30 protein-coding genes and 3 pseudogenes are annotated in these 25,216 nt (G+C 56.9%); 18 read left to right on the forward strand and 15 right to left on the reverse strand.

All coding sequences use genetic code 11. The features are described 5' to 3' along the window. Nucleotides 1-6 precede the first annotated feature (6 nt). The 3 genes and pseudogenes from LVY75_00225 (at nucleotide 7) to LVY75_00235 (ending at nucleotide 1,610) form a co-directional block, all read left to right on the forward strand. Entirely contained in the window at nucleotides 7-636 is a 630-nt protein-coding gene (locus LVY75_00225; protein XAZ20431.1) for a hypothetical protein, read from the forward strand. A gap of 347 nt (nucleotides 637-983) precedes the next feature. Continuing rightward, nucleotides 984-1,241: pseudogene (locus LVY75_00230) on the forward strand (VapC toxin family PIN domain ribonuclease). Nucleotides 1,242-1,373: 132 nt separating this feature from the next. Next, a pseudogene (locus LVY75_00235) lies at nucleotides 1,374-1,610 on the forward strand (transposase). Between the two features lie 216 nt (nucleotides 1,611-1,826). On the opposite strand, the gene LVY75_00240 reads toward LVY75_00235, so the two are convergent. The 4 genes and pseudogenes from LVY75_00240 to LVY75_00255 form a co-directional block, all read right to left on the reverse strand. After that, on the reverse strand, nucleotides 1,827-2,246 hold the full coding sequence (locus LVY75_00240) for a hypothetical protein (protein XAZ20432.1): 420 nt from the start codon (nucleotides 2,244-2,246) through the stop codon (nucleotides 1,827-1,829). Beyond that, nucleotides 2,236-2,496, reverse strand: a complete 261-nt coding sequence (locus tag LVY75_00245; GenBank protein XAZ20433.1) for a type II toxin-antitoxin system Phd/YefM family antitoxin — start codon at nucleotides 2,494-2,496, stop codon at nucleotides 2,236-2,238. Before LVY75_00245 ends, LVY75_00240 begins: the two co-directional genes overlap by 11 nt. 80 nt (nucleotides 2,497-2,576) lie before the next feature. Further along, nucleotides 2,577-2,845: pseudogene (locus LVY75_00250) on the reverse strand (DUF2493 domain-containing protein). Between the two features lie 508 nt (nucleotides 2,846-3,353). Continuing rightward, nucleotides 3,354-3,566 carry a hypothetical protein gene (locus LVY75_00255; GenBank protein XAZ20434.1) on the reverse strand — a complete coding sequence of 71 codons (213 nt, stop codon included), beginning with the start codon at nucleotides 3,564-3,566 and terminating at the stop codon, nucleotides 3,354-3,356. A gap of 494 nt (nucleotides 3,567-4,060) precedes the next feature. On the opposite strand from LVY75_00255, the gene LVY75_00260 reads away from it, so the two are divergent. The 5 genes from LVY75_00260 to LVY75_00280 all read left to right on the forward strand — a co-directional run bounded on the left by LVY75_00260 (nucleotide 4,061) and on the right by LVY75_00280 (nucleotide 6,190). Then, entirely contained in the window at nucleotides 4,061-4,303 is a 243-nt protein-coding gene (locus tag LVY75_00260; protein ID XAZ20435.1) for a hypothetical protein, read from the forward strand. 186 nt (nucleotides 4,304-4,489) lie between these two features. Further along, on the forward strand, nucleotides 4,490-4,723 hold the full coding sequence (locus LVY75_00265) for a hypothetical protein (GenBank protein ID XAZ20436.1): 234 nt from the start codon (nucleotides 4,490-4,492) through the stop codon (nucleotides 4,721-4,723). A gap of 333 nt (nucleotides 4,724-5,056) precedes the next feature. Further along, nucleotides 5,057-5,530: an Hsp20 family protein gene (locus tag LVY75_00270; GenBank protein XAZ20437.1), complete on the forward strand. Its 474-nt coding sequence runs from the start codon at nucleotides 5,057-5,059 to the stop codon at nucleotides 5,528-5,530. A 74-nt stretch (nucleotides 5,531-5,604) separates the two neighbouring features. Next, a complete protein-coding gene (locus LVY75_00275; protein ID XAZ20438.1) occupies nucleotides 5,605-5,904 on the forward strand; it encodes a DUF982 domain-containing protein in 300 nt (99 codons plus the stop codon). Further along, complete coding sequence (locus LVY75_00280) at nucleotides 5,879-6,190, forward strand: hypothetical protein (GenBank protein XAZ20439.1); 312 nt, start codon at nucleotides 5,879-5,881, stop codon at nucleotides 6,188-6,190. Before LVY75_00275 ends, LVY75_00280 begins: the two co-directional genes overlap by 26 nt. 27 nt (nucleotides 6,191-6,217) lie before the next feature. On the opposite strand, the gene LVY75_00285 is transcribed toward LVY75_00280, so the two are convergent. Continuing rightward, nucleotides 6,218-6,556, reverse strand: coding sequence for a DUF4112 domain-containing protein (locus LVY75_00285; protein XAZ20440.1), 339 nt, complete (start codon nucleotides 6,554-6,556; stop codon nucleotides 6,218-6,220). A 443-nt stretch (nucleotides 6,557-6,999) separates the two neighbouring features. Then, nucleotides 7,000-8,109 (reverse strand): helix-turn-helix transcriptional regulator, encoded by a 1,110-nt coding sequence (locus tag LVY75_00290; protein ID XAZ20441.1) that lies wholly within the window; start codon nucleotides 8,107-8,109, stop codon nucleotides 7,000-7,002. Between the two features lie 626 nt (nucleotides 8,110-8,735). Between LVY75_00290 and LVY75_00295 the strand changes: the two genes are divergently transcribed. The 3 genes from LVY75_00295 to LVY75_00305 all read left to right on the forward strand — a co-directional run bounded on the left by LVY75_00295 (nucleotide 8,736) and on the right by LVY75_00305 (nucleotide 11,640). Then, nucleotides 8,736-9,194: a response regulator transcription factor gene (locus tag LVY75_00295; GenBank protein ID XAZ20442.1), complete on the forward strand. Its 459-nt coding sequence runs from the start codon at nucleotides 8,736-8,738 to the stop codon at nucleotides 9,192-9,194. A gap of 889 nt (nucleotides 9,195-10,083) precedes the next feature. Then, nucleotides 10,084-10,365 (forward strand): hypothetical protein, encoded by a 282-nt coding sequence (locus LVY75_00300; protein ID XAZ20443.1) that lies wholly within the window; start codon nucleotides 10,084-10,086, stop codon nucleotides 10,363-10,365. A gap of 954 nt (nucleotides 10,366-11,319) precedes the next feature. After that, nucleotides 11,320-11,640, forward strand: a complete 321-nt coding sequence (locus LVY75_00305; protein ID XAZ20444.1) for a hypothetical protein — start codon at nucleotides 11,320-11,322, stop codon at nucleotides 11,638-11,640. Nucleotides 11,641-11,906: 266 nt separating this feature from the next. Here LVY75_00305 and LVY75_00310 read toward each other — a convergent pair whose 3' ends face one another. Next, nucleotides 11,907-12,098, reverse strand: a complete 192-nt coding sequence (locus LVY75_00310) for a hypothetical protein (GenBank protein XAZ20445.1) — start codon at nucleotides 12,096-12,098, stop codon at nucleotides 11,907-11,909. 183 nt (nucleotides 12,099-12,281) lie between these two features. After that, nucleotides 12,282-12,605 (reverse strand): hypothetical protein, encoded by a 324-nt coding sequence (locus LVY75_00315; protein XAZ20446.1) that lies wholly within the window; start codon nucleotides 12,603-12,605, stop codon nucleotides 12,282-12,284. A 1,221-nt stretch (nucleotides 12,606-13,826) separates the two neighbouring features. On the opposite strand from LVY75_00315, the gene LVY75_00320 reads away from it, so the two are divergent. From LVY75_00320 to LVY75_00330, 3 genes are all read left to right on the forward strand, one after another. Continuing rightward, nucleotides 13,827-14,111 (forward strand): DUF1778 domain-containing protein, encoded by a 285-nt coding sequence (locus LVY75_00320; GenBank protein XAZ20447.1) that lies wholly within the window; start codon nucleotides 13,827-13,829, stop codon nucleotides 14,109-14,111. Then, complete coding sequence (locus LVY75_00325) at nucleotides 14,111-14,587, forward strand: GNAT family N-acetyltransferase (GenBank protein ID XAZ21384.1); 477 nt, start codon at nucleotides 14,111-14,113, stop codon at nucleotides 14,585-14,587. Before LVY75_00320 ends, LVY75_00325 begins: the two co-directional genes overlap by 1 nt. 229 nt (nucleotides 14,588-14,816) lie before the next feature. After that, nucleotides 14,817-15,014 carry a hypothetical protein gene (locus tag LVY75_00330; GenBank protein ID XAZ20448.1) on the forward strand — a complete coding sequence of 66 codons (198 nt, stop codon included), beginning with the start codon at nucleotides 14,817-14,819 and terminating at the stop codon, nucleotides 15,012-15,014. Nucleotides 15,015-15,351: 337 nt separating this feature from the next. Here the strand turns inward: LVY75_00330 and LVY75_00335 are convergent, their stop codons facing one another. From LVY75_00335 to LVY75_00355, 5 genes are all read right to left on the reverse strand, one after another. Next, nucleotides 15,352-15,732 (reverse strand): hypothetical protein, encoded by a 381-nt coding sequence (locus LVY75_00335; GenBank protein XAZ20449.1) that lies wholly within the window; start codon nucleotides 15,730-15,732, stop codon nucleotides 15,352-15,354. Between the two features lie 667 nt (nucleotides 15,733-16,399). Further along, entirely contained in the window at nucleotides 16,400-16,849 is a 450-nt protein-coding gene (locus LVY75_00340) for a helix-turn-helix domain-containing protein (protein XAZ20450.1), read from the reverse strand. Nucleotides 16,850-17,144: 295 nt separating this feature from the next. Continuing rightward, nucleotides 17,145-17,330, reverse strand: a complete 186-nt coding sequence (locus tag LVY75_00345; protein XAZ20451.1) for a hypothetical protein — start codon at nucleotides 17,328-17,330, stop codon at nucleotides 17,145-17,147. A gap of 37 nt (nucleotides 17,331-17,367) precedes the next feature. After that, nucleotides 17,368-17,997, reverse strand: a complete 630-nt coding sequence (locus tag LVY75_00350) for a GNAT family N-acetyltransferase (protein XAZ20452.1) — start codon at nucleotides 17,995-17,997, stop codon at nucleotides 17,368-17,370. 74 nt (nucleotides 17,998-18,071) lie between these two features. After that, nucleotides 18,072-18,779 carry a LuxR family transcriptional regulator gene (locus LVY75_00355; protein XAZ20453.1) on the reverse strand — a complete coding sequence of 236 codons (708 nt, stop codon included), beginning with the start codon at nucleotides 18,777-18,779 and terminating at the stop codon, nucleotides 18,072-18,074. 342 nt (nucleotides 18,780-19,121) lie between these two features. Here LVY75_00355 and LVY75_00360 point away from each other — a divergent pair, with 342 nt between their 5' ends. Continuing rightward, nucleotides 19,122-20,138 carry a C45 family peptidase gene (locus LVY75_00360; protein XAZ20454.1) on the forward strand — a complete coding sequence of 339 codons (1,017 nt, stop codon included), beginning with the start codon at nucleotides 19,122-19,124 and terminating at the stop codon, nucleotides 20,136-20,138. Here the strand turns inward: LVY75_00360 and LVY75_00365 are convergent. Then, complete coding sequence (locus LVY75_00365; protein ID XAZ20455.1) at nucleotides 20,135-21,271, reverse strand: hypothetical protein; 1,137 nt, start codon at nucleotides 21,269-21,271, stop codon at nucleotides 20,135-20,137. The two genes, LVY75_00360 and LVY75_00365, sit on opposite strands and share 4 nt — an antisense overlap. Nucleotides 21,272-21,455: 184 nt before the next feature. Between LVY75_00365 and alr the strand changes: the two genes are divergently transcribed. The 3 genes from alr to LVY75_00380 are packed head-to-tail and all read left to right on the forward strand — an operon-like array spanning nucleotide 21,456 to nucleotide 24,231. Continuing rightward, nucleotides 21,456-22,517, forward strand: a complete 1,062-nt coding sequence (alr, locus tag LVY75_00370) for an alanine racemase (protein ID XAZ20456.1) — start codon at nucleotides 21,456-21,458, stop codon at nucleotides 22,515-22,517. Then, complete coding sequence (locus tag LVY75_00375) at nucleotides 22,514-23,380, forward strand: DMT family transporter (GenBank protein ID XAZ20457.1); 867 nt, start codon at nucleotides 22,514-22,516, stop codon at nucleotides 23,378-23,380. Before alr ends, LVY75_00375 begins: the two co-directional genes overlap by 4 nt. Beyond that, entirely contained in the window at nucleotides 23,377-24,231 is an 855-nt protein-coding gene (locus LVY75_00380) for a TIGR01459 family HAD-type hydrolase (GenBank protein ID XAZ20458.1), read from the forward strand. Before LVY75_00375 ends, LVY75_00380 begins: the two co-directional genes overlap by 4 nt. A gap of 33 nt (nucleotides 24,232-24,264) precedes the next feature. Here LVY75_00380 and LVY75_00385 read toward each other — a convergent pair whose 3' ends face one another. Then, nucleotides 24,265-25,137 carry an IclR family transcriptional regulator gene (locus LVY75_00385; GenBank protein ID XAZ20459.1) on the reverse strand — a complete coding sequence of 291 codons (873 nt, stop codon included), beginning with the start codon at nucleotides 25,135-25,137 and terminating at the stop codon, nucleotides 24,265-24,267. Nucleotides 25,138-25,216 lie beyond the last annotated feature (79 nt).

Below are 25,216 nucleotides of genomic sequence, written 5' to 3' on the forward strand. Positions count from 1 at the left end.
AGAACAATGAGCGATACTCTTCAGGCGTTACTGAAGTCCGTCAATCTCGCGGGATATGGAGCGTCAACTCGCTTCCTCGGTTTTTTCGAAAAGGACGGCCGATATACGTCGGGCATGGAAGAAACTGCCGTCGACTTCTTCATGCAATATTTCAGAAACGATCTGGAGCATTTTGTGATTGCATCCTCGGTGCACGCAAACTCTGACGAAGTTGGGCATTACGGGGATGCGGCGGATGACCAGCGAGACGGCAATTTAATAAGGGGCCTTGTGGGGGCCGGGCTTATCGAAGAATTTGGTTACAAAGAACGATTTGGGCGTGATCCTAGTTCGCAGGAATATACTGAATCGGTCGAAAGGGAATGGGCGAATATTACTCTCATGAGAGTGCATGATTTCCCTATCGAAAGGGTAAGATCTTTACTTATCGCAAAGATGGTTGTGTATGGACTGTACGGTCATTGCTTCATAATCTCACGCGAATGGAATCTGGCTTTTTATCCGCACGATGATTTTGGTTTTGGCGTGATAGCTTTAGGCGACAACGCAAATGTACAAGTCGCACACGATTTTTTGGCGCAGGCGGATCAGTTGCCGGGCATGAATTCAATCATCAGGACGCCGCCCACCAATTGAGCCGAGCTCCGAAAGTAAAGAAGGGCGGTCTCCAATGTGTCAGAACCAGCGGCGGGTTCCTCTGTAAGGGCGAGAAGACGACCTGGACGGTGGTGAACAGGACGTTTGCTACATTTATTGAGATGTCTATCGATGCGATACTATTGACGTCCTCTCCAAGCCCAATCGAAAGCATATTCAAACTCCTCCGGATAAGCGCTGAGTTTCGCAGTGACGGGGGCCGCCGATAAGCTTCTATTCGGACCGGAAGCAAACTATGGATCGAGAATATGCAAAGATAATGGTGGACCACCTCTACGATGAAGGAGACAGGGATATAATATTCTTCGGGTTCATCATCGGTGTCGCGGCAAACTATCCTCCGCGACCGCCTTGAGGGCGAAGTGCTGCCGCACTTTTCCGACCGCATCCTGTCCTTCGATCTGACTACTTCTCATTTTTATTCTGAACTGATGGCACGCGCTCGAGCATCTGGGAAAGCGATCGGCATGGCTGATGGCTACATCGCAGCCACAGCGGCAGCAAATGACCTCGTGATCTCAACTCGCGACACAAGCCCTTTCGAGGCTGCTGAGCTGAAAGTGATCAATCCCTGGTCCACATAACGACAGTGTTCATCTGGGTGTCGTAAGTTCAGATCCCTTCACATCAGGTGTTTTGTCAATCGTGAATTAGCCCCCGAAAGGCCCGGACATGCTCCACCACTTAGCTAAGTGGGTAGGAGTAATGTTGGTAATATGACTAGCAGCAATTTTAAGATGGAAGTCCTCGCCGGGCCGGAACGTCGGCGGCGCTGGAGCACGGCAGAGAAGCTGGCGATCATCCACGAGACCTATGAGGCGGACGCGACGGTGAGCGTCGTCGCGCGTCGGCACGGTATCCAGCCAAACCAGTTGTTCGCTTGGCGCAAGCTGGCGTCTCAGGGGGCGCTGACGGCGACGGCCGCTGAAGAGGAGGTCGTTCCGGCTTCCGAATACTGCGCGCTGCAGGCCCAGCTTGGGTGAAGTGAGATCACAACACCGATTTGATTGCCGGGCGTCGCTCCCGCGCCGGTGATGATCAGGAAACAGCGAGCTGCCGTGAACAACCCGGCAATCGGGGAGTTGCCTCCGGGGACCGCCTCCGACGTGGATGGCGCCGACGTTCCAACCACCGGAGATATCTCTGGTGGTGACCGCTCCGATAGCCGCTCAATCGAGGCGGTTGACTCGGCCGGACCGGCCGCGCGTCTCGGCAAACAGTCTGGCGATCTTCATCATGAAGGATTTGCTGAAACGGCCGAGTAAGTCCTGGTCGGGCTCGATGTACCAGGAGCGCTCGACGATATCGTAATTGTATTCGTCGACCATGATCCAGCACCGCTTCAGATCGCTCAAGCCCGCACGCTTGCGCTCCATGTCCGGGATCTCCACAGCTGACCGGCCCGTCTGAGGCGGTTGCGTGGTAATGGCGAGGAGCGCAAGATGGGTGTTTCCGCCGGCTGCATTGCGGATGGCGATGACGACGCAGACGGGGCGATGCTTGCGGCCCTCGGTTTCGCCGCGCTGCTGCTGCCAGGCCCAGAGGTAAGGATAGGAGATGACTTCGCCGGGTCGGAATTCACGGCTCATCGTCGTAGCCCTCGCCGCGCGCCAGCCGATCGAGTGCCTCGTCGAACAGTTCTGCATGCTCGGCGGGCATTTCCGAGATAGTATAGGCGCGGCGGGGGTCGCCGCCCGTGCGCATGCGCTCATAGTGCTCGTAACTCATCAGCACAAAGCGGGGTTTCTTGTGGCGGGTGAGCATGACCGGTTCGCGGCTTGCGGCATCGGTAATATCACCAATCTGCTTATTCAAATCGCCTGTTGTAAACTGCTTCATGGCTATCGTCTCCAGTAGGCTTTTCCATATAAGCCATTTTTCCCATGTTTTCCATATTTTCTACTTTTGGCGAAAATGGCTCACACGCCGTCTCCTGGAGCCCGGCAGACCGGCATGCCGAGGCGACTTGCATTGTCAGTGAGGTTGCGGGTGATGCCGTGTCCGGAAAGACGATCAATCCAGCTGGAATGACTGAAAGCATCTGCTTGGTCCAGTTAGGCTTGAAGGCAATCTGGATAACCTTCCTAGCCTCAGCCCAGCAAGCGGCGATCCGTTCGGCACCTTTTGGCGAACCGGTGTGCAGAAGAACCATGTCGGGATGCTTGGCATAATCCTGGTAAATGTCTAGTTCGCCGATAGCCACCGGCGGGTTTCTTCGGGAGGTTTGATTTCGCTAGCTGTGCCACACCAAGCCCTTGGCCTGGCTCCACAAGTCGAAAACCGCAAAACGAGAACCTTCCCCAAAAGTTCGTGCGTTTCTGGCCCAAAAGGCGCAGCTTTTATGATCGCCCTCCGAAAGGCATCCTGGAGACGCTGTCTTGCGACGTGCGGCGTTCCTGCAGTCTCGACCAGGGGGCCGCGGGTGATCGCGCCGGCTTCGTTTATCATAAAGTACGCGATTCCATCGACGCGGGCGCGATCAAGGCGCGGGTCCGATGCGACTATCCGGTCAACCTCTAGCGCCACTCGTTCAAAGCCGGAATGTCCCACTTGAGCGAATCCGGGCGATGGAAGCGAGATCGCGATAAGCGCGAATATGAAACTGCAGACTCTCGTGCAACGGTCCGACACCTTGTGCCTGGGCAAACTATCGATCTTCTGTCGACTAGGCAGTTGCTTGGTCTCAAGCAAGTCGACTAATCGCCGAGGAAGATCTTTGCTTCCGTATTTTGATCGAAATGGAATGCGAGTGGCAAACTGGCAACGGCATAAGAAATCAAAGTGCCGGGAGCCGGGTAGTCCGAAGCTGCCGAGCGATCTGCCAGGTCATTCATGGATGTTGGTGGTGGCTCAATTAACGCGGCCAGCTGGTTGTTCCGCCGCCAGCGGAAAACGACAGCGATCAACATCGACGGGCGACGAGGCACTCACACCTGCGGGGCTCGCCTTGAACAAGTCGCCAAAACTGGTGCCAACGGCACGACCTCCGGGACCGCTCTTCGAACCTGAGGTTTCGCTCCATCGATCCGATGGCGAATGATGTCGATGTATTCCGATGCTCGCTCCACAAGCACCGATTTCGCTGGAAATGCACACGGCTCCGACGGTGCCAGACCCTGCGAGCGGATCGCAAGCGCGCGAAACGTGTATCCAATGTCTAACAGCCTCAAGCCGTTACCTATGACGTTGTCGTCGCCCGGCTTTTTCGCTGTATAGAAAATTCTGAACGGGAAATGTCTTTATGATCAATCATATGAACAAAGCTTGATTTATGCCCAGCGCCATTGCAAATTAAACAAAATTCTGGACGTGATCATCTCTCATGTTCATTCAAATGAACACAAAGGTGATAGCTGTGCCCCGTCAAAGAAGCTAGTCTCGAGTGACGCACCAGGCGCTCGCGATGCTCGGCAAGCTGATCCGCGTCGGCCGGGCCGAACGCGGCCTGACGGCGCAGGAAGTGGCCGACCTCGCCGGCATCAGCCGCACCAAACGGCCGGAAGAGAATGCCGGATTCGGCGGCGCAATATGCCTGGTCCAGTTCGGGGCTGTGCTTAGTCTTCTTGCCATTGATCAATCTTACAAAGAGCGCGGAATCAGAAGGACATTGGTGCGATGCGGGCCCCTGCCTGCTGAATGGCGCTGATTGTTCATACGATTTCAAGTGGCCGCCGAGCCTTTTATGGGGCCGTCAGCTTCTTGTCTTCTCCTTCGAACCCATGATGCCGATGGTCGGAGTACATGACCTCAGTAAGGCGCTGAACCCATAGAACGAGGGATGCCTTGTCATTGCCGAGATGCTATGGAGCCGATCCAAATAGAGGAGCGAAAAATGGAAGAAGCAATCCAGATCGATAATCGCGGCGACTTCGGGCTTTGGGCCATCGAGATGGCCAAGCAGATCGTCGCCGATCAAGGTTTCGAGCTTGCCCGCGCGGCGCGCGACGGCACCGAAGACGATGTCCGCGCAGCGGGAAATGCGCTCGGCCAAGCCATTACGAATGCGATGATGGAGGTTTTTGATGGCTTGATGGACGGCGCCGACGTCGATCAGACAGGGGTTTGAGGCGAGGGCGCACTTAGATCCGGAGAGGTTGCATCGCTATTTTCTGGTCAGGCAAATGAAACCATCGCGTATTTTCATATCCGATGATGGCAATCTGCGTATTGCCCCTACAGAGGCCTAGGCGAGATCCAGAACGATGCTGCAGCCTACGAGCTCGACTGAGCTAATGTTGGCGGCCGTTGTCACCTTTAGTTTTTTTCTGCTGACGCTCTTGAAACCGAAATTCCCAAAAACCAAATCGATTACCGCCAGCTGCTGAAGACAGAGCTGGCCTTGCTGGGAGCGCTGCCTTTCGGCGCTTCCGTACCATGTTGCTTCAAGGAGGATATGGCTATGGCAACATCTTATGACTATGCACCCTTGTTCCGGTCGACTGTCGGCTTCGATCGGGTCTTCAATCTTCTCGAAAACGCTCAGCGCGCCCGTTCGATCAGCGACTGGCCGCCCTATGACATCGTCAAGACCGGCGACGACAGCTACCGGATCTCGATTGCGGTGGCCGGCTTTGCCGAGGGCGAGCTCGACATCACTTTTCAGTCCAACCTTCTGACCGTCACCGGCAAGAAGCAGGAGACCGCCAATGACGACTACCTGCATCGCGGCATCGCCGGCCGGCCTTTCGAGCACCGCTTCGAGCTTGCCGACCATGTTCGGGTGAACGGCGCCGATCTGCAGAATGGTCTCCTGTCGATCGATCTCGTTCGGGAGATCCCGGAGGCTTTGAAGCCGCGGAGGATCGATATTAAGAGCGTTGCCGCATTGACCTCTGCTGCTCCCGCGCAAATCGAAGCGCAAAAGGCAGCGTAACCTGCATTGTCCGCAGAACATGGGCGCCACGGCGGTGGCGCCCATCAACATTCCGGGTTGGGAAGGAGAGAGCGATGAAACCCGATATGTTCAGACAACCTGTTACCATCCTCGTCGGCCTTGGCTTTCCGGCTGAGGTCCACACCGTCATGGACGCCTACCGACATCTGGCCGAATGGCCAGCATCGTTGCGCGATACGGCGCATTCGGTGGCGCTCAAGGCATGCAGTGCCGCGCTGCGGGGCGATATCGAAGCGGAGACCGCGCGTGGCCTGTTCGCTGCCTTTGCAGAAAAACATGATCTGTTGGCGCCGGAAACCGACGTGATCGCCGCCTCCCGCCGCAGGCATGACAAAGATCCGCACGTTCGCTAAGGAGGCCGATATGCACGAGATGTTGCGGCAGGCCGCAAGCAGCGCCGCTGCGATGGGCCCGAAGATTCTTCTTCAGGGCATAGAGATTGAGCGGCCGCTCGAGGTGGCAAAAGCGCCTGCACTTTCCGCAGACGACAAACGGACGATCCTGGCGTCTTGGGCCTCGGACTTCTACGCGGTCGACTCGAAGCCGGCATTCCGCCATATGCCAGGGACACCGGAGCCGGTTTCCATTGATGAGGTTCAGGCTGCCCTCAATGAACTTGATCGGCGCTACGGATATTGAGTGAGCGTACCGGCCGAACAGGCCGGTTCACTCACCCGTCGGCCGTTTGCGATCGAGATCGGAATGGTCTAGACCGAAGTGATCCAGAACGAGGTCGAGGTTACGGCGGTTGGATTTGAAGTAGACGTCAAACAGGTCCCCGACCAACGGAACGCTCCCGGCCGCCGCATCGAAACCGATATTGACCAGCATCCTAAAAAGCTTGTCATTCGGCACGCCAAGCCTCCGGGCCTCATTGACGATGTAGAGACTGATCGCAGCCCCGGCGAAGTCACCAATACCAGGGACCAGCCCGATCATCGAATCTGCTCCAAGCGAAAAGCGTGTTCCGGGAACGCGCAGCGCGGTCGCTCGGTCGTCTGTCATGCCGCCGTTTTCATCACCTTGCCCAGACGCCTGATCGCCTACTCACCTTTGCCCGCCGCGGTACTTTGCGATGAGAAACCGAAAACTCATCGCCTTCGTCATCCCCGTCACGTCAGGCGACGCAGCACGCGACCTCAACAAGCACAAAGCAACAGATTGTCGTTTTGTTCCATAGGCTGGACAGGAGGGCCATCGATCCGGAATACGCAACCTAGCCCTGTCGGATTAGGATGCGCCCTCAGGACAACTGCGTTGCAGCAAAGTCTGTTTAATGGGCGGGCAGAACCGCCGTCCGATCAGGATTCCGACCATTCCTGCTGATCAACTTCCGGCTCATCACGCCGGCGGCGGCCGAATACGTGCCTTCCAGCTATTGCTGCCACGTCTACTTCAAGCCGCTGCGCGGACGTGAACGCTCCTCGTCCGTGCACTGAACATGTGCTTCAGCTTGCGAGCAGTAGTGCCGTGAGGGCGGCTAGCGAATTCACACCCAACTTCGAGTAGATGCTCCGAAGATGTGTTCGGATGGTCTCGTAGCCGATGCGGAAGGCGTGTGCGACTTCGCGCGGCGAGTTGCCCGAAGCGATACTGAGCGCCACCTTCACTTCCGTCGGCGTGAGCTTGGCAGTTTCCAACAATTTCAACTGCCGATCTCGCGGATGAACGGCCACGATCGGCTCGACGATCACGGCTACGGTCGGCCCGTCGAGGAACTCTGTGAGGGCGCTGGATTGCAGACGCACCACCGTTATGCGAAAGGCAGCATCTCCGTCATCATTGCGGACATGGGTGGTGTGTGGTCTTCTGTCCGCAGCTCCCCGGACCATAAGAAGGTCGAGCGCCGCCGAGGACCGCTGGCAGCATATCGCTACCTTCCCGTCAAACTGAAGGCGGACAGGGTAGCCAGCAGCAAGCATAGTGCCCGCCGCGATATTCGACCAGCGCAATCGCTTCCGCTCCGACACGTAGAATAGACCCGCTCCTATGTTTTCGAAAAGCGAACGTGCCTCTTGGTTCTCCGGGACGAGGAGATCGCGCTTCCTGATAAAGTCGAAAGCACGCTTCAAATGGGGCGCAAGCACGGTGTATCGCTCGGCAGCCTTCCTATTAGCCACTGGGTCAGCAGAGGATGTCGCCGTTGAGAGGATGAAGCTCCGCGCCTCCTCCCTGATGATCGAGACCCCAATACTCGTCTCGCAGTCTGTCTGCCGTTTCAACCAGTCGTTATAGAACTCGGTTTTCAGCATATTTTTCCGGGCGAAGATCTCGTCGCCACAAAGTCCTTGTCCGACCGGGACGAGACTCATGCGTGGAATCCATGGGTTGACCGCCGCATAATGGGTGCTGAACTGAGCAACTTCGCCCTCGGAAAACCCTGAGATGAACGGAACGTGGGCTACAGGGGAAGCGAGGTCGTGGTAGTGGAGTGCTGATTTGCCGTTCGGCGATGTCTTCGCCACAGCATCCAGGAAGTCCTGCCAGGTGCATTCACCAAAGAGGCTACCGTAGATCAGGTCGGTCAGATGGGATGTCGTTTCGGCGCTTGGATGCATACTTGTCCCCGGATCGCGCAACATTCTTTTCGCAGAAATCCCGGGGATTGGCCACTTGTTCGAAAGAGACTGGCGGCTACGCCAGATGGAGCATGCGTGCTTTCCTCTTCCACGCTACGCCTGGGGTGGGCGTGGCTGATTGGGTGAGACGAAGTGTCTCCTCGCGCCCATTTCGTAATGCTGACCGGCATTGAACACCGGAGGTGATGGCGGGATGCCCAGCTCGCGCGGTGTCATCGTCATCTGGGGGCATGCGCTCAGTGCGGTTGCTGTACATGTTCATCGGGCGGCAGCGGTCGAGACGGTGATGGGCGACGAGAGATAAACGGTGAGTTTCCCTGCGATTTGAGCTGCATGACGGCAGTGAAGACGAAGGCAGGAGCGCTGGGCCGAGGTTCCCCTATACAATGCGGTGTTTGGCGTCCCACCACATCGATACCACATCATGCGGCGCAACGAGCGTACGAAAACGCTCCTGGAAAAGTCCTCTATGTCTGTGACGGAAATTGGCCATGCGCTGGGTTCAGCGAGACTAGAGCGTTCACGATGACATTTCGCGATCTGACGGCCCCTACACCGACGTCTACTGCCGCACGGGAGGATGCGCAGAGGGGCTCGCCGCGCTTATGGCTGCACAGCCCGACATTGTCATCGTCGGCGAAGCATCCGATGGACATGAAGCAATCGCGCGCTTCGATGAACTTCGGCCCGATGTTCTGCTGCTTGATCTGCAGATGCCGAATCTCACGGGACTGGAGGCATTGGTGCCAATCAAGGAACGACACCCAAGGGCCCGGATCATCGTCCTGACGACCTACGATACCGAGCAACTGGCGGCCAAGGCGATCGGGTCGGGTGCCCAGGCCTACCTGCTGAAGAGCTCGGTAAGGCGCGAACTTATCGATACCATCCGGTCGGCCGTCAGGGGCAAGAAGCATGTCGACGCCGGGGTGGCGACCAATCTCGCTATACATGCGACCGACGACGCGCTGACGCCGCGGGAAATCGCCGTTCTCGCTCTGATTGCTCGCGGTAATTCGAACTGGTCGGTGGGAGAGCATCTGGCCATTATCGAAATTCCCTAATGTGGAGAACTTTGCCAACGGGCCATAGTCAAGTAGGTCTTGCCCCGCCAGGCGCAGCACCATCGTTCTGAAGCTCGCGGCCGCATGATGATACTTGGGTGGGGATGCCATGATTTGCGCAGCAGGTTGTCAAACATAGTCGTGAGCAAGGCAGAGTAGATCTACCACGCGTTTGTAATCTGGACGGCTGAACTCCGAGACGCGCTCGAGGAGGGAATCGTGCTGGAGGTAGGCGTTCTGGAGCCACTCGACGGTACCATATCTCGCAAGCGTCTCGACCGGCTCCATGGGTTTCCGTTCGGCTTTCCACGCGTCGAGGCACTCATTCCACACTTTAGCGGCGACGATTAGCTCGTTTTACGGAAGGTTCTCGCCGAGCAGCGGGGGCGCTTAGATAGGGCAGCCGGCTTTGCGGTACAGGCTGGGGCAGGTCCAGTAACAGCCGGTCGAGCCCACTGGCAAGCGTCTTGAAGGACGTGTACCGGGGCATTTCCACAGCACCATCAGTATGCCTCCGGCACGCCTCTTCCGCTTCCTGGTCGATCGCCCTGTGCAGATGGATCTTCCGCCACGGTCTGAACTTCGCTTTGCCTGTGCCGGTGTCGATGAACGGCTTCGGCCACATCGTTCCCACACGGCACCAGGAAGACGTCAACCGTCTTCTCGCCGTCATAGGCGGCAGCATACTCGTGCCTGAGGACCGCAGGCCAGCCGCCAATGGGTAATTTAGCGTGCTTAGTCATTGTCTCCCCGGTTTCCACAGGGGTTTTCCATAGGTGCGCCAATGGTCTGACGTCACCTCAGACTGAAGTCCGAGTTGAGTTTTTTGGTGGAACGCAAAGACCGGGCAATCATTTAACCGCGGTCCAATAACTTCAGGTAAAGCCCCATGAAAAAAATCATCCTTGCTGTAGCTCTGGCTTTTTCGTCCGTCATTGCCGTCCCGGCCGTGTCCTATGCGGACAGCGTCATCATTCGTACTGATGACGGTCCGGGCCTGCATCGCGGCTGGGAACGTGGCCAGCATCGTGGCTGGTATAACGGTCACCGTGGGTGGCGAGCTCGAATGGTCCATGAAGATTACCGGCGCCACCCGTCTTGCTTCACCAAACGGGTAACGACGTATCGGTATGGTGAGCGAGTCACGCGCACGACCAATGTCTGCCGCTAACTGAACCCAATTTCGCCCCATGGAGCCGGAGGGTAAGCCACTCTCTGGCTCCTGCCGTTTCGGCGGTTCTTTCCTACACGCTTTAGATCTGGACCACTTCGGCATCACGATCCGGTCCCGAGGCCACGACCACATGTTCTGCGAGTGCTGCCGCCTCAGTTTGTTCCCCTTCTGGTTGGGATAAATTAGGGGATTGCGGCGCAACCTGAACGTTTTGCGAACGCGATATGAGGTCTACGGGCGTCGCCTCCTCCTGCGAGGGCGATACGAGGCTGCCGTAGTATTTCAAACTTGCAGGGCCTAAGGTTCGAGGTACTCTATTGTCATGACGGAAGAAGGGTAAGAGGTTCGCCGAACGCGTCAAGCTCCACTGCCGCACCGGTCTCAAACCGTTCGGAATGGACCCCGAAACCTACTCTATGAAGGTTGCTCAGGCCTAACTGGCGCTATATGGGACATGATAATAGTCCCGAGCAATGCGCTGATCAGGACGCGGCCATGGTAGGAGATCGGACGGCATATGTGGAACGGGCGGTGGGATTTTGGCCGGCGGCGACTCCGGCCAGAATGTGACCGTCTCGCCTTCGCGGCATTATCGGCCGCAGCCAAGCCATGCAATCGTCAAGGCGCGCCAGCAGCTCACGGGGGAGGAAGAAATTCGGCTTTAGCCTCTCGGCGATCGCTCGGCCGTTCGGCGGACGCGATCACACCACGGTTCTCTTTGCCGTCCGCAAGGTCGATGTGATTAAGCGAGGTGAGGCATGACTCGTTTGGCATTTCCTCGGTATTCCTCGCCGTGCGGGCCGAGGAAGCCGAAGCCGATGTTAAAGCCTGCAACGAATGCCACAGCCCGCTCCGGCTCGCCGGGCGGGCATAAACATGAATGCCAAGTTCATATAACGTTCATCCCCGCAAGAGCATGGTCGCGCACATTACCACTGGAAAGGCGTAACCATGAATAGAACATTTTCGCGTATTGGCACCGCTGTAGTTGCGGCCGTTATTGCAGCATCGAGCTTCGGAATGGCATCGGCCGCGCCGTCGGCAGGACAGCATCCGCAGGTGACAAGCGATGTGGAACTCGCCCAGTACCGGGAACATCGCCGCGATGACTGGCGTCGTGAGAGACACGACCGAGACCGCTACGAACGTCGTCACTATCGCCCGGGCTACTGGAATGGACATCGCGGATATCGGGACTATCGCAAGGGCTATCGTCGCCACAGCGACGGCTACTATTACCCGCGGTCAGTGTTCCAGCTGTACATCCGCTAAGATGGCGTTCTTTTTTTGATTTCTACAGCCCCGTCAGCAATGGCGGGGTTTTCTCGGGCTAACCAGAGGCCTACAGCGGCCCGCCTCCATCTCCGATGCTCATTTCTACTTCCGCGAGCTAGGGCGAAGACATCAGCATCACCGGAAAGTGACATGAAGCGCGTAGTGATTGCCGCTCTCTTCGGTAATGCAATCTCATGCATGGCAGCGGCTTTCTTCACTGCATGCCAATCTTACGAGCCGCCGGGCAGGGTCTGTGGCGGGCGTTATGACGTCAGACGTGACACCACATCGTCTATCGGCTCGCGCACAGGGAAACAAACGGCTGCGTTCCCTGAACTGCCCGCAACGTAAATTAGGGTAGTCTTCGAGAGTGGTTTGACCGCGGTAACCTGATCTGGGTTGATGTAGATGTCCGGTTCGTTGTTGGCCGCATGTGTGAATTTGACCAGTTTCATTTTGCCTCCTCAGGTGAGCAGATGCTTCTTCTGACAAACGCACGGCATGAGAAGTTGGGCGGTAGCTGGCGTAAGGCAAGATCATCTGAATGCGCCCGCTACCGCCTGAGTACATTCTCGAAGACACCAGCATCCGCTTCGAGCCTGCATGGCTGCAGCGTCCCTTACTGCGGGCGAGGCGTATCAGTTTCCGGGTGAGGGGATCTGGCGGGCGCTTGAGGAAAGTTCGTCAGCGCGCCACAAGCTGGCGATGATGTAGGGGTTCTCGCCCGCCATGTAGATAATGCGATCGCCTTTGCCTTCGTCGCGATCGGCCTTGAAGAGAGACGGCGACTCAGCGATTTCCCGTTCGGACAAGTGCCTCTTGGCCATTGTCTCTATCCTTGAGATGATCTGGGCTTCAGTCGCGTCCGATAAAGGGATGAACTCTTCAGAAATTATCTCGGCACCAGCCATTTCGACGATGCGCCAGACCTGCTCTTTGAAGCCCTCGACAATGTTCTTCACTTTTCCTCCAATTGGTAATGCATGCCATTCTTAGCGGGCATGTCCGGGCCTTTCGGGGCTAATTCAGGTAAATGTACAAGATCCACCACAGCATGGCTCATCCATCCTCACTTGAACAAGTCCGAATGGGTCCGATCAGATAGGTCGGTGACGATCGGTCGACAAGGGGGAGCAACCGTGAGGAAAAGGTGGAGAAGAGCTACCTTCGATTGTGCGTTTGGAGAAAAACGGAGAAGGGTCTCTGAGTTAGGAATAAAGAGCCCTTCTCCCGCTGATAGTGCAGCATCAGCGCACGCAGAAATTTACCTGTCAGATCGCTGTTGTCTACTCAGGGTGTGTAAAATTTGTGTGACAGTCAAGCTTTCGGGCCAGCGCTAATGCCGCGCTGAGAGGAGCAGGAGGACGAGGGGTGACGCCCTCCTGCAGTCGGGGACCGACCAATCACGCAGGCGACTACGGGCCGTGCATTGCCTGCCTCTTCCGAACTTGCACTTGGGGAAGTGCACAAATCCGGTTGATGTCAGAGGTGTATCATGAATATAATGCAATTTAAAGGAGTTTTCTCGGCTCCGTGACCGGAGGTCGGCCTAGAATAAGGGCCATTATGCGATCGAAAGAGCCCGCCGAAGCGGTCTAGTAGGTGAGGGTGTCACCTTCCCCGATTGTGAAGACCATTCCCTCCTCGGTCGCGCCGCTTTCAGGCTGCAAATAATGTGGGCTCCACTCGTTGATCCAAAGCTTTTCGCCCTCGGGAGTGAACAGAGGGCCGCCTTAGCTGGAAGGGGTAGCGATTGGGTGTGGGTTACTTGTTCGTGGCGCGGTTTGAACATGCCAGATCCTTTCTTGGATTGTTCCTGAAAAAGACCTGCCGTTATCCCGAGCTGCTCTCCTCGTGATCGCTGGTTTAGGCATCAGCCTCAGGATTGACTTGGATGGTATTTTCGGCATCGGGTCGCCAACAGTTCTTTGATGAATTTCAGCGCCCATGCCATCGATGGGGATAAGCCGTTCCTGTTCGAAACCGGCTATCGCAGCTTCATGGGTGTGCAGGCCGAACTTGTCCCCGGACGACGCCGGACAGGTTCGCCGTGGAAGCCATCGGCGCCCATGTCCGAAAGGAGCTGAAAGGGCGGCTTAACGCCATGGAACCGCGATAACGTAAGAAATAGATACACATTGTGTATCCGAATGTGGTATATTGGTCCTGAAGGAAAAAACGCCATGACCAGCAAAAACGCACCCGAGAGCCATAAACGCCCCGTCAATTTGAAGATCCGTGAAGACGTTCGCATCCTGATCGACCGTGCCGCTAAGGCGCACGGCAAAACCCGGTCGGATTTTATGATCGACGCCGCCCGGCGCGCCGCCGAAGACGCACTTCTCGATCAGACCTTGGTGCAGGTCAATCCGGACAGCTATAAACACTATCTAGCGGTCCTCGACCAGCCGCCAGGAGGAGAAGGCTTCGAACGGCTGATGAACGCCCCCAAACCCTGGCAGCCATGATGTTGTCAGCGCCGGCGCTTCTCGGCGAAGCGCATGATCTCCAGCTCTTCGCCAGCGGGCACGACAGTCTTGATGAATGGCTGCGCCGCCGGGCGCGGGCCAATCAGGCCAGTGGCGCATCGCGAACCTATGTGGTTTGCGAAGGCGAGCGCGTTGTCGGTTATTATTGCCTGTCGTCTGGAGCGCTCGCGGTCGCCGATGCGCCGGGAGCAATCCGGCGCAATATGCCTGACCCGGTTCCGATTGCGGTGCTTGGCCGACTGGCTATCGATCGCAACTGGCAGGGAAAAGGTCTCGGAGCGGCGCTGTTGCAGGACGCCGTGCTGCGCACCGGACAGGCGGCGCACATCATGGGTATTCGCGGCCTTCTGGTTCACGCGATCTCCGACGAGGCCAAGGCCTTTTATGAACATTACGGATTCACGGCTTCGCCGGCGAACCCCATGACCTTGGTGTTGTCATTGAAAGTTCGATAGGGCTTAAGTTAGGGCCGATTTATCGACGTCCGAAACTTCCGGATCCCTCAGCCGATAGGCGGAAGTTGCTCAGTTTGTTCCGGTCAGCTGCAGGCCTTCATGCGCGGATTAGTATGATGAAGAGTGAGCCGGCTCCGGACCGAGGTGTACACTTGGCGCGGAGACCGGCACGCCGAAACTATCAATTCTGTGAGTTGATTTGCAGACGAGCGGATGATTTGATCCCGCCATGACAAAGCTCGCAGACCTTAAACTAAAGCCTTATCTCCTCCTTGAGTTGCATCAGCTCGGCTATGTCGACGTACGCGACATGGAGCACTTGTCGAACGTCGACTGCCTGCGCATTCCCTACATGGGAGGCCGAGATTGGCGGAAAATAGCGGGAGCTATGGGCAGAGAGCCTTTCAGCTCTAAAAGCGGCGCCTGATCGACGCCGTGGCGCTTGCATCCCGGGAAAGTGAGATTTGTTCTGCGATCCGCGACGCCGGCGCCGGCCTGCGTCGTGTGTGTCCGCGCCGAGCGGAGCGCGCCGCACAGCGGCAGGAGGACTATGAAGTGTGGACATATGATATGTACCACGGAGATGACAATCACGCTTGGGAAAGGCTCGAGCTAAGATCTGACGTCTAGTCCCAACTACGGCAATTTTCGCGTCGAACCCATATGCTAGCATTGATCACGGAACCAGGAGCAGCTGATCTCCAAAGTAGAGGCTCCTGCCACAGAGTTCAACCGAATCATGATCTTAGACCAATTGGTCTGGCTCAAAGATCCTGATCCATGCCTGCCTCGTTGTCTCCCGCGCGATAGCCGATCGGCTCGAATCCGTTAGCGGCGGATCGCGCTCCTACGTCCGTTTTTAGCCACTTGATCCTTTCGGCGGAAACGGTTGCGAAGGTTGAGAGGCTGCCCTCGATGAGGGTCTGGATTCCATAAAAGACAACCAGGTCTCGGGCGGAAACCCGAAAGAATAATCCCTTGTCAGTGGGCAGTATGACGACGTATCCGTCCTCAAACCTTAGAGATCTCTCGGATCCTTCGGACAGGATCGATTGACAAAATTCGCCGATCCTAGCGGAGAGTTTCTCCGCAACGTTCGGGGCGTATCGGACGGCGACGAAACTTTCAGCGATATGTTTGTACATCAGGGTTCCTTCGGCTGTCTCAGTGCAGTCTTTTGATGGTTTATGTTTGGATGGAGCTTGCATTCCCTCGAAAATGGGGTTCGGGCCTGTGCGATCTCGAAGACGTGGGACGCCTTCATCCAGCGCGGCAGATTTCTTCAGGCCGGTCTCGGACTCCAACCCGTTTGCACGACACACGACCAACGCACGTGCATGGTCGTGTGCGACGACATCTCTGATTCCGGACTCTGCGAGGATCAATTCGGATCGCCAGGCATCGAACCGATGCGCTACCGCGGGACGTTTGCCACGATGTCAAAACTGGGAGTGGCCTTTGCCGCGTCGTGCCGGGCGGTTGCGGAGGACAGTACAAGCTGTTTATCAGCAATTCGTGGTCCGCGAGCTCCGCATTATCGGCTCCCGCAATCCGCCGACACGAGCTGTTTCACCTTTAGACTTCGATTTAAAATCGGCCGCGGGCGCAGGCAAGCCAAGATATACGCCACGCGATTCTTACCCCTCAATCTTTCGCTGCGACTGCTCAGCAGTTTCAGGGTAAGACAATGGAAAAGTTCGTGACCGCGGAGTTTGATGCAGCCGCGTCAAAAACTCCCCCTCGGCATTGTGCAGTTTCTTGGTGACGGGCGCGGTATGGAGTAAGAACGGTCATTCTCGGCCGTCTTGGCCGTTAGTCACCGGTTTCAAAGGCCGCGAGCAATGATATGACCCGCGGTCTCATCTTCTTGGGCATTGCCATGAAGGCATCCACAAGCCTCTGGCCCTGGTCCGTTGCGACGAACTCCTCGCGCAAAACGGCTTTCCTGTCCAAATCCTCGTTGCCCGCTGTCGCAGGTTCCTGCAGGCCCTCGAAAAAAAATGCCATCGGCACGTCCAGCATCTGCGCAATCTCATAGAGCGCCGAGCAGCTCACGCGATTGGATCCGCGCTCGTATTTCTGGATCTGCTGGAAGGAAACGCCGACCGCAGCCCCAAGCGCGGTTTGCGACATCCTCAGTTGCTGGCGTCGCTTCTTGATGCGTTTCCCAACCACCACGTCTACCAAGTGGTGACGGGCCTCGTCGCCAATGGCATCGTCAACGACGACGGGCAAAGACCTCGCTAAACTGTTCTGTTGCATGCACCGCGCTCCACGCTAGCCAGATGTCTGGCAACCGAAACGCCGGGGAGGTGGAAATGCCGTTGGTTACGGCCCCGTGGACTTTAGCGCGAACGCCTCTTGTATACTCCACAGGCTCCCGGACCATTGATTGGTCGCGAAGAAGTCGCTTATAGCATCAAACCAAAATGGGGTTTCCACGCCCCAAGGCGATCCGATCGCCTGAGTTGTACACTATCAACCCGATTCACGTTTGAAAAGAACCTTAAGACAACGTCTTAACAACTTAAGCGATAAAGCGCATTTGGTGCATCCCTCACGGGTCATCGGCTCCGTTGCCGCGATCGGTCTCGGAAACGATCATGCGCAGCAGGTAACGAACAAAATTCAAGTCGTCGCTCGGCGGATATCGACGACAGATCTCCTCGACCGCCTTCAGCAGCTGCGCAGTCTGCTTGTGCACTGTTGCCATCATGAATGCCCGCGCATTGTCGGCATCCATTTCTGACTTGCTGCGACGAGCCACTGGCTCGGTTCCCTCACGCAGCCGCGGGCGAGGATTCGCAACCGCCTGCGAAGCTGGCCCTGAAGCAGAGAATGGATTGAGAAATGCGGTATTTGTCGAGGTGCAGTCGCAGGAGGTCACGTGACACGCTCGCGGCCGCGAGCTGGATCGGGACACCTTTTTCTTCTGCAACGGTCTCTATCAGGTCGAACCGGTAACCTCTGCGACGCATCATCGCGACGACGCGGGGGTAGGTCAGGAAGAATACGGCGGTTGCTCCGAGGACGAGCAGGCATTCCAGGACACCGGTCATGAGCAGGTCCGAAACACCGATGCCGTCAATGGCCGGCGCATTGGGAGCGATGGCGCATCTGGTCCATTCAAACGGATATCGCTCGGCCGGCAGCATTTTCATCAAATCGGGACAAAACTCACCCGCCAGATGCGGGAAGGCCGTCGGCAGAAGGCGGGAATAGCCGACAATTTGCTTCTCATGTTCGAGGATCAGATGAATTGCTGAAGGGCCATCAAACTGATCACGTTCGCGTCGGTCCGCTCGACGCACCGCTTCCCATCCGAGTTGCTCGACGAAACGGGTGTGGCGAAACGACCAGACCCGATCCATCAACGCTGGATCGTCATGCTCATGGATAATTTGCAACATAGTATCACTCCGGCTGCACGCGCTAACAATGCAACCAGTGATAAGGGAATACTATCCGTATTTTGTCGTGTATTTCAGCGCTGAAGGCCGCGGCGAAACGCTTCAGCGACCAATTGGGCTCGATTCACAGCCGACAGCTTTCGCTGCAGGCTGCGTATATGGCCTTGGACGGTGCGTGGCGAACGCCCCGTGAGGCGTCCGATTTCTCTGTCAGTCTTGCCGGCGACACACAGCGTCAGGCATTCACTTTCGGATCTTGTAATATGTGGTTGTATAGCAGGGGGGCGGCGGATCGGCTCCAATTCGTTCAGCCGTCGGTACGCCCGGTCTGCCACGAGTTCGAGCAGCTCTGTTTCTTGCCGCGTCATCGCCTTTCGTGCGCCAGCGACGGAGAAAATTGCCTCGTGGCCTGTTGGCAATGAGTGCAGGGGGATCGTTACGCCATCGATGAGGCCGAAATCACGAGCTTCCGCCATGATCCTTTTCGCCTTCGTCGGCAAGGCTCGTTGATCCAGCGCCTTTGACCAGATCACGGACTGGCCGGTTTGGCGCACCAAATTGGCGACGGGGTCGGCATGGAAGTAGTTCAGTTTCAAATAGCGTTCAGACCAGGCCTTCGGCCACTGCTGCCATACGAAAAATTTGTCGACCCGTTCATGCGGCAAGGGCAGGCAGGCCATCGCAACATAATCGATGCCTAGGTATGATGTAACGCGCTCAACGCCCCGCAGAAGCTCTGCCCGATTTCTCGCCTGATCGCAGGCTGTGAGGAACTCGACCAAAATATCCGCGGGGAACGGATTTCACCGGCTATCCTTCTCAAAAAGGCGTCAACACACTCGATTTGGGCGCGGTTTTTGCAAAATTACTTATGCATTATATACGTGTATGTCATTTTCATGACTACCTGTGTTTGTAGTTCGACTACCTACTGATGTAAAGGCATGCCCTAACAATTGCTCATCACAGTCGCTCGAAGAGCTGTCCCTTTTCTCATTAACTCGCTCAGGCGATGTAGCGAAGTTTCGCACAGCCAGGACGAGCATCAGCTGGTTTGGAAAGATAATCCACATTATGAATGTTCAAAGGTTTACGAGCAATGGATCAAACGCGTGCATCTGCAAATGCCGTTCATCAGACTGACTGGCTCACCATCCGAACGGGGCCGACAACAGGGTTACCTTCTCATGCAGTTGATCCTTGAGGGCTTGACCAAGTTGCGCAGAGCGCTTCCCCCGGAGCGATGGCGTCGCGCTAGAAGTATGGGCGCGAAATCTTTCGCTCGCCTCCGTGCCGTCGCGCCCGCTCTCACGGCGGAGCTCGAAGGTCTCGCCGAGGTAACCCGCCTCGACATTCTCGACATCTACCTCCTGTCCTGTTTTGAGTATTTCGACGAAGGGCTGACAGGCTGCACCTCCGTTGGTCTGCAGACCAGCGATGGAACTTTCGTCGCTCAGAATTGGGATGCTCCGGCGGGTCGTAGCAAGGAGCTCGTAACGCTCGTTCATGACGATCCAGACCGGCCCTTCGTTACGATAGCCTCGGCGGGAACGCTTGGCTGGGTCGGCATGAATGGCGCCGGGCTTGCCTTCGTCAACAATGATCTCATTGTCGACAGAAGCCAGAAAGGGATTCCAAGTCTTGCCATCCGGCGCCTTATGCTCGCAACAGGATCCGTAGATGAGGCGATCGAGGTGCTGAGGAAGAGCGATCATCTGGGCGGGCGCTGTTTTATCATTGGCGACGCTTCGGGTTCCCTATCAATGGCGGAAATCTCCCCGTCTGCCGGCGTTGCGGATGCCGCTGTCCAGGTCATTCGCCATACCAACCATCCACTCCTGCCAGTGATTACCGCGTGGGAGGACATCGAAGTCGTCGCGCAGCTCTACCCTTCGAGCCGCGAGCGGCTTCGGGCGGCCTACCGCTTCCCGCTGGAGAGTGCCCGCGATATCGAGGCGCTTCTCAGCGACAGAACGGGCGCCCCCGACGCGATATGCAAATCCATTTCACAGCGCGAACATACCGAAACCGCTTTTTCAGTCATCTTCGACTGCCGTCGACGCGAGGCGATGATATCGCTCGGGCGGCCGGATAGAATACCTTACCAGCGCGTCAGGCTCGACGTTCGCGCCATGGCCTAGGCTGCGCTTGCGACCTCCTTGCCATGCATACGGGCATAGTTCGCGAAATGGGCGCCGAGCTCCTCGGCCCGTTCCTCGCACTCCTCCGGCCGATACGCTTCGCACTCATAGCCGAGAACATCGCGCATGATTTCGGTCGATCGGCTGGTAAAGCGCACTGTGCCGTCGTCGTCAACGCTTTCAATGCCGTCGAAGCGCTGACATTGCCTGTTGATGTCGACGGCGTCGTCGAGTGTCAATTTGGCGGGCAGGTCAATGAGAAGGCCGTTCGGTGAAACCCTGACAGGATAACCGCCCACGAGCCCGAGCGGTCCCGGGGCATGCACTACTTGACCCGAACGGTTTGCGAGTGCAAGCAACATCGCAGTTGCAGACGACGCCGTCACCGACTGACCGGCTAGCCCTTTGAGTCGACGGAAGCGGCCTGCTACCAGCGAGAAAAGCACGTCATGATCGATCTCGGATCTCGGCACTTCTAGCCCGTTTGCGTAGATGGTCAGATGATAGGGCGCTCCGTCCGTCCCCCCCGTACTCGGCATTCGGTAACTAAGGTAGTGCTGGGCAAAGAACCGAACCTCGATGGAGGATGGGTCGAGCGAAAGAATATGAGCGGCGGCAAGCCGGATGCCGGGGACTGCATTGGCGATATTTCCAATTCCAACCGCGGGCGCCAGTCCCTCGGCCGCGAGCGTGGCGTTGACAACATCAGGATAGGACGCGTTGACAACCGTAGCCCGGCTGTTTGCCATTCGGACAGATTTCATGAGGCGACGAATGAGGACCTGGTGCATCGGGGTCCAGATACCGCCTCGGGCTTCATCAAGTTTCGTGAAGGCTTCCGAAGGCAACTTGGTGATGATCCACCAGCTGTGCAGGGTGGTCGCGTTGAAGATGATGTCCGGTCTCAGCCGGTCAATCGCCGCCGCTGTGGCGTCGATGTCCATAAGGTTGATGTCTTCAATTTCTACCGGCTTGGACTGTCCGAGGTTCATTGCGGTATATCGAGCCAGATTGACGCGGTGCAGCGCCTTTTCAGGGTTTCGTACACCGACGACGAGTGCCAGCGGTGTGTCGCTTTGAAGCAGAAAATCAAGAACGTCGCCACCGAGAACGCCTTGACCGAGAATCAGCATCTTCGTGGGTGAGGCACCTCTTGTCATAGTCATTCCTCCTCTCGCATCCTGTGAGTTTATTTAGATCCTGAATGCATCAATAGATTGCACAATGCTCTGCTCTGGTGTAATTTGCAACTGGAAATTACCAGTGCAACGAATACACCGATAAGTAGGCAATCATATGCGCTCACACAGGCCGGAAGTGATCATTGATCTGGATGCCATCCAGCAAAACTTTGCGATCGCGACTTCGATAGCCGGCCCGGACGTGGACGTGGCCGCCGTGGTCAAAAGCGATGGCTACGGTCTAGGTCTTGATAGACTGATCGAACCTCTGGTTGCTGCCGGATGTCGGAACTTCTTCGTGGCCGATCTTTCTGAGGCCAGCCGTGTACGCAATCACTCGAAGGGCGGGACCGTCTTCATATTGGCCGGAATGGAACGCGGCCATGCGGAACACTGCCGCAAAAACCGACTTGTCCCTGTATGCAATACATTGGAGGAAGCAGTCGCAGCAGCGGAGGGGCGCTGTGACTACGCACTCAATTTGGAAACCGGATTTTCGCGCTTCGGGCTGGGATCGTCTGAGGTGCGCAGCCTCATCCACCGTTGTCTTCCTCAACCTGTCCTGGTCATGAGCCACTTGGCATGCGCCGATGAGCCGGCCAATACGCTCAACGAGTTGCAGAAAAACAGGTTCGTCTGCATTTCCGAACTGCTGGGCGCGACGCGGCGCAGCCTCGCAGCGTCGGCAGGATTGTTCCTGGGGCCGGCCTACCTTTTCGACCTCGTGCGTCTTGGATCGGCCCTTTACGGCCTGAACACTACGGACCGTGTCCCCAATCGGTTTGCGAATGTCCTCAGACTGCGAGCCTGTCTCGTTGATGTCAGGCAGGTTCAAGTAGGCGCTGCCGTAGGCTACAGAAGCACCTTCCGCGCGAACCGACTCACACGTCTCGGCATCCTCTCCATCGGGTACGCGCACGGTCTGGCCTGGTCTCTGTCAAACAGAATGACTGTGGAGATCGGATCCCATGTTGCGCCCCTCGTGGGCCGAGTTGCCATGGAATATGTCGCGATCGATCTGACGGACGTACCGGATCAGCTTTGCCAACCGGGACAATGGGTCGAGCTGATCACGAGGGACCGGCCTGCCGACGCGATGGCGCGTGCTGGCGCTACCGTTGCGCAGGAAGTGATGCTGCGTCTCGGAGCCGCCTGCCGCCGCTCTTACGTGGCCTTAGAGCATCGGAAGGAAGCATGAGGCGCGAGCTGCCGCCAAGGCTGTCCATCCTTCTCGCTGCTGGCTTATTTAGTACGGCTGGCTTCTTCATGGGTTTTCTCGACATGAATGTTTGGGCGATCCTGTTCTGGCGTAGCCTGTTTGCACTTGGCTTCACCTCAATTTTCGTTGCGATGCGGCCCACCTCGATCGCACTCTTGTGCCTCGATCGCGCCGGTCTCCTTGCAGCAATTCTCTCGGCTGCAGCGACACTCACCTTCATCCCGTCGCTGCGATTAACATCGGTCGCAAACGTCGCTGTTATTCACGGTGCGCTGCCTCTAATTGCGGTTGCCCTTTCCCGATTGATCCTCACGGAACAAATGGGCCATCGCACCATCGGCCTTTGCCTGTCGGTGGCCCTGGGCGCGATAATCATCTTCGCGGGCTCCGCGTCGTCCGGCATACGACTGGCCGGCGACGGGTTGGCATTGATGATGACGATCTTCATGGCGCTGATGACGATCGCCCTCAGGCGCTCACTTGTGCCGTCGGTCCTTCCGATGGTTTGGCTTTCGAACGCAATCGCCGTCCTTGCGGGGGTGGCCCTGGCGCCCAGCCTTGCTCTTGATGCCAAACAGGTATTCGTCACCGCGTGTTTTGCTCTCTTCCAAATATCGTTCGGCCTGATCCTCTATGCCAGAGGCGCACGTCGGCTCCCCCCACCTGAGACAGCTTTGCTATCACTCTGTGAAGTGCCCTTGTCAGGGCTGTGGGTCTGGCTGGCTTTTGATCAGCGACCAGCCCTGCTGATGGTGATCGGAGGGGGCGTAATCCTGGTGTCCGTGGCTGCGCACCTAACGATGCAAAAAAAGCCAATCGGTGCAAACGGAGGACTAATATGACCGACCCCGCGCTGGAAATGATCTCACTAGTGCAACTTGTTGGAGCCTACGCAGGCGTTGTCCTTGATGTTTTCGGGGTCATACACGACGGGGTCTCAGTCTTCCCAGAGGCACGCGCAAGCCTTTGTCGGCTCCGAAACGAAGGTATGCGTATATGCCTTCTGTCCAATTCACCGCGACGATCCGACGAGGTTGCCAAACGCCTGGAGGCGATGGGGATAGGACGTGATCTGTATCACGGGCTGATCACATCAGGTGAGCTCGTTTATGAAGCGCTCAGCGAATCTTCCAAATTTCCAACAGGTTCTACCTATTTTCACTTAGGACCCCTGGAGTTGGCCGAGCTCTTGTCGGGGCTGCCGATGAATGCGTCGATAAGCATAGACGCTGCCGACTTCATACTCGCGACCGGCTGGCCCGAAGAGAGCGCAATGACAGGCAAACTTCTTCATGCCGGTCTTGCCCGCAAACTGCCCCTGATATGTGCCAATCCGGACTTCGAGGTTCACATTGCAGAAAAGAAAGTCATTTGCGCAGGTGCGCTTGCGCGTGACTACGAAATGCTTGGGGGGCGCGTCTTCTTTTATGGAAAGCCCTACCAAGCGGCTTATTCAAAGGCATTGGAGGTTCTTCGTCTGTCTGCGGGGCGGGTTCTGGCAATCGGAGACAGCCTTGCAACCGATATTGTCGGCGGTAAGCGAGCCGGTTTTGAGACGGCGCTGGTGCTGACCGGCGTCCACAAGAACTGCCTGAAACGCGACGGTAAGATAGACCGTCCCATGCTCCAGGATCTTTTTCTGCAGCATGGCGTCGAACCCGATTTCATCCTCCCATCGATTGACTGGGGTTAGGGCACGGCTGATTCAGTCTAGGGGATATGGCGCTCAAACGCCCTTCTCAAGCGGATTGAGCTGAGCTTCGATGTCCTGAACCTCACGTGAGAGCAGGCTGATAAGCTCGGGAATACGCTCTCTTGGCAGCCGCGCGCTCGTCAGGTTAATCGCAATTGATGCGACAGCGTCGCGTCCGGGCGGCAGTATCGGCACGGCGATTGCAGAAATCCCGGCAACAAGTTCGCCTTCGTCAATGGCAAATCCGGTCTCGCGGATTTTCTTGATGTCGTCCTTGACCTTCTGCACCGTCAAGCCGGGATATTTTTTGAAGAGCGGCGCGTTGGTAGCAAGAACAATGTCAATCTCCGTCTCGGGCAGGAAGGAGAGGATTGCCTGGCTTGCTGGACCCACACCCATCGGGATCTGGCCACCGACGTGGCCGGTTAGACTATCGATCATGTAGGCGCCTTGTTGACGGTCGACGCAGACAGCATTGAAACCAGAGCGCGCCATTAGGAAGATCGGATCGCCGCTCACCGCTGCAAGGCGCATCAGGGAAGGGCGGGCGAGCTGGCGCAGACCCGTTCCATCGGCAGCCGACGCGCCCATAGCAAATAACGCAAGACCCAGCCGATAGCGCTTGGTTTGCCGTTCGCGGTCAACGAGCCCGTGACGTTCGAGCGCCGTGACGATACGATGGACGGTCGGCTGCTTTAATCCCATCGATTCCTCGATCGATGTCATCGTCAGTCCCGACTGTCCACTTTCGCCAAGGAGCTTGAGGATCGCCACTGCCCTATCGAGCAGTTGGGTGCCGGTCGCCGTAACCTCTTCTTTGGCCATGTCAGTTCTCATCTCACATTCTGTGAATTCCTTATACGACATGGCGTTGTTGTAAATGCTTGTGGGCACGCGGCCAAGCATACCAAGTTCGTCAGCGCGCTACAGCCAGAAGGGACAGGCCGAGCCTCAAGAGCAAGGGATAGACCTAGAAATTCGCCGT

Source organism: Sinorhizobium sp. B11, from assembly GCA_039725955.1.
In the GTDB taxonomy this organism is placed as follows: Bacteria; Pseudomonadota; Alphaproteobacteria; order Rhizobiales; family Rhizobiaceae; genus Rhizobium.

What these genes read in the sequence shown, in the direction of transcription:
- LVY75_00245 (XAZ20433.1), bottom strand. Translation starts at nt 2,496, where the DNA reads ATGAAGCAGTTTACAACAGGCGATTTGAATAAGCAGATTGGTGATATT.
- LVY75_00340 (XAZ20450.1), bottom strand. Translation starts at nt 16,849, where the DNA reads ATGCAACAGAACAGTTTAGCGAGGTCTTTGCCCGTCGTCGTTGACGAT.
- LVY75_00375 (XAZ20457.1), top strand. Translation starts at nt 22,514, where the DNA reads ATGAGGCGCGAGCTGCCGCCAAGGCTGTCCATCCTTCTCGCTGCTGGC.
- LVY75_00275 (XAZ20438.1), top strand. Translation starts at nt 5,605, where the DNA reads ATGAAACCCGATATGTTCAGACAACCTGTTACCATCCTCGTCGGCCTT.
- LVY75_00300 (XAZ20443.1), top strand. Translation starts at nt 10,084, where the DNA reads ATGAAAAAAATCATCCTTGCTGTAGCTCTGGCTTTTTCGTCCGTCATT.
- LVY75_00255 (XAZ20434.1), bottom strand. Translation starts at nt 3,566, where the DNA reads ATGTTGATCGCTGTCGTTTTCCGCTGGCGGCGGAACAACCAGCTGGCC.
- LVY75_00380 (XAZ20458.1), top strand. Translation starts at nt 23,377, where the DNA reads ATGACCGACCCCGCGCTGGAAATGATCTCACTAGTGCAACTTGTTGGA.
- LVY75_00240 (XAZ20432.1), bottom strand. Translation starts at nt 2,246, where the DNA reads ATGAGCCGTGAATTCCGACCCGGCGAAGTCATCTCCTATCCTTACCTC.
- LVY75_00330 (XAZ20448.1), top strand. Translation starts at nt 14,817, where the DNA reads ATGACAAAGCTCGCAGACCTTAAACTAAAGCCTTATCTCCTCCTTGAG.
- LVY75_00335 (XAZ20449.1), bottom strand. Translation starts at nt 15,732, where the DNA reads ATGTACAAACATATCGCTGAAAGTTTCGTCGCCGTCCGATACGCCCCG.
- LVY75_00280 (XAZ20439.1), top strand. Translation starts at nt 5,879, where the DNA reads ATGACAAAGATCCGCACGTTCGCTAAGGAGGCCGATATGCACGAGATG.
- LVY75_00310 (XAZ20445.1), bottom strand. Translation starts at nt 12,098, where the DNA reads ATGAAACTGGTCAAATTCACACATGCGGCCAACAACGAACCGGACATC.
- LVY75_00295 (XAZ20442.1), top strand. Translation starts at nt 8,736, where the DNA reads ATGGCTGCACAGCCCGACATTGTCATCGTCGGCGAAGCATCCGATGGA.
- LVY75_00350 (XAZ20452.1), bottom strand. Translation starts at nt 17,997, where the DNA reads ATGTTGCAAATTATCCATGAGCATGACGATCCAGCGTTGATGGATCGG.
- LVY75_00320 (XAZ20447.1), top strand. Translation starts at nt 13,827, where the DNA reads ATGACCAGCAAAAACGCACCCGAGAGCCATAAACGCCCCGTCAATTTG.
- LVY75_00360 (XAZ20454.1), top strand. Translation starts at nt 19,122, where the DNA reads ATGCCGTTCATCAGACTGACTGGCTCACCATCCGAACGGGGCCGACAA.
- LVY75_00365 (XAZ20455.1), bottom strand. Translation starts at nt 21,271, where the DNA reads ATGCTGATTCTCGGTCAAGGCGTTCTCGGTGGCGACGTTCTTGATTTT.
- LVY75_00285 (XAZ20440.1), bottom strand. Translation starts at nt 6,556, where the DNA reads ATGACAGACGACCGAGCGACCGCGCTGCGCGTTCCCGGAACACGCTTT.
- LVY75_00290 (XAZ20441.1), bottom strand. Translation starts at nt 8,109, where the DNA reads ATGCATCCAAGCGCCGAAACGACATCCCATCTGACCGACCTGATCTAC.
- LVY75_00345 (XAZ20451.1), bottom strand. Translation starts at nt 17,330, where the DNA reads ATGGATGCCGACAATGCGCGGGCATTCATGATGGCAACAGTGCACAAG.
- LVY75_00325 (XAZ21384.1), top strand. Translation starts at nt 14,111, where the DNA reads ATGTTGTCAGCGCCGGCGCTTCTCGGCGAAGCGCATGATCTCCAGCTC.
- LVY75_00385 (XAZ20459.1), bottom strand. Translation starts at nt 25,137, where the DNA reads ATGCTTGGCCGCGTGCCCACAAGCATTTACAACAACGCCATGTCGTAT.
- LVY75_00265 (XAZ20436.1), top strand. Translation starts at nt 4,490, where the DNA reads ATGGAAGAAGCAATCCAGATCGATAATCGCGGCGACTTCGGGCTTTGG.
- LVY75_00225 (XAZ20431.1), top strand. Translation starts at nt 7, where the DNA reads ATGAGCGATACTCTTCAGGCGTTACTGAAGTCCGTCAATCTCGCGGGA.
- LVY75_00260 (XAZ20435.1), top strand. Translation starts at nt 4,061, where the DNA reads ATGCTCGGCAAGCTGATCCGCGTCGGCCGGGCCGAACGCGGCCTGACG.
- LVY75_00270 (XAZ20437.1), top strand. Translation starts at nt 5,057, where the DNA reads ATGGCAACATCTTATGACTATGCACCCTTGTTCCGGTCGACTGTCGGC.
- LVY75_00305 (XAZ20444.1), top strand. Translation starts at nt 11,320, where the DNA reads ATGAATAGAACATTTTCGCGTATTGGCACCGCTGTAGTTGCGGCCGTT.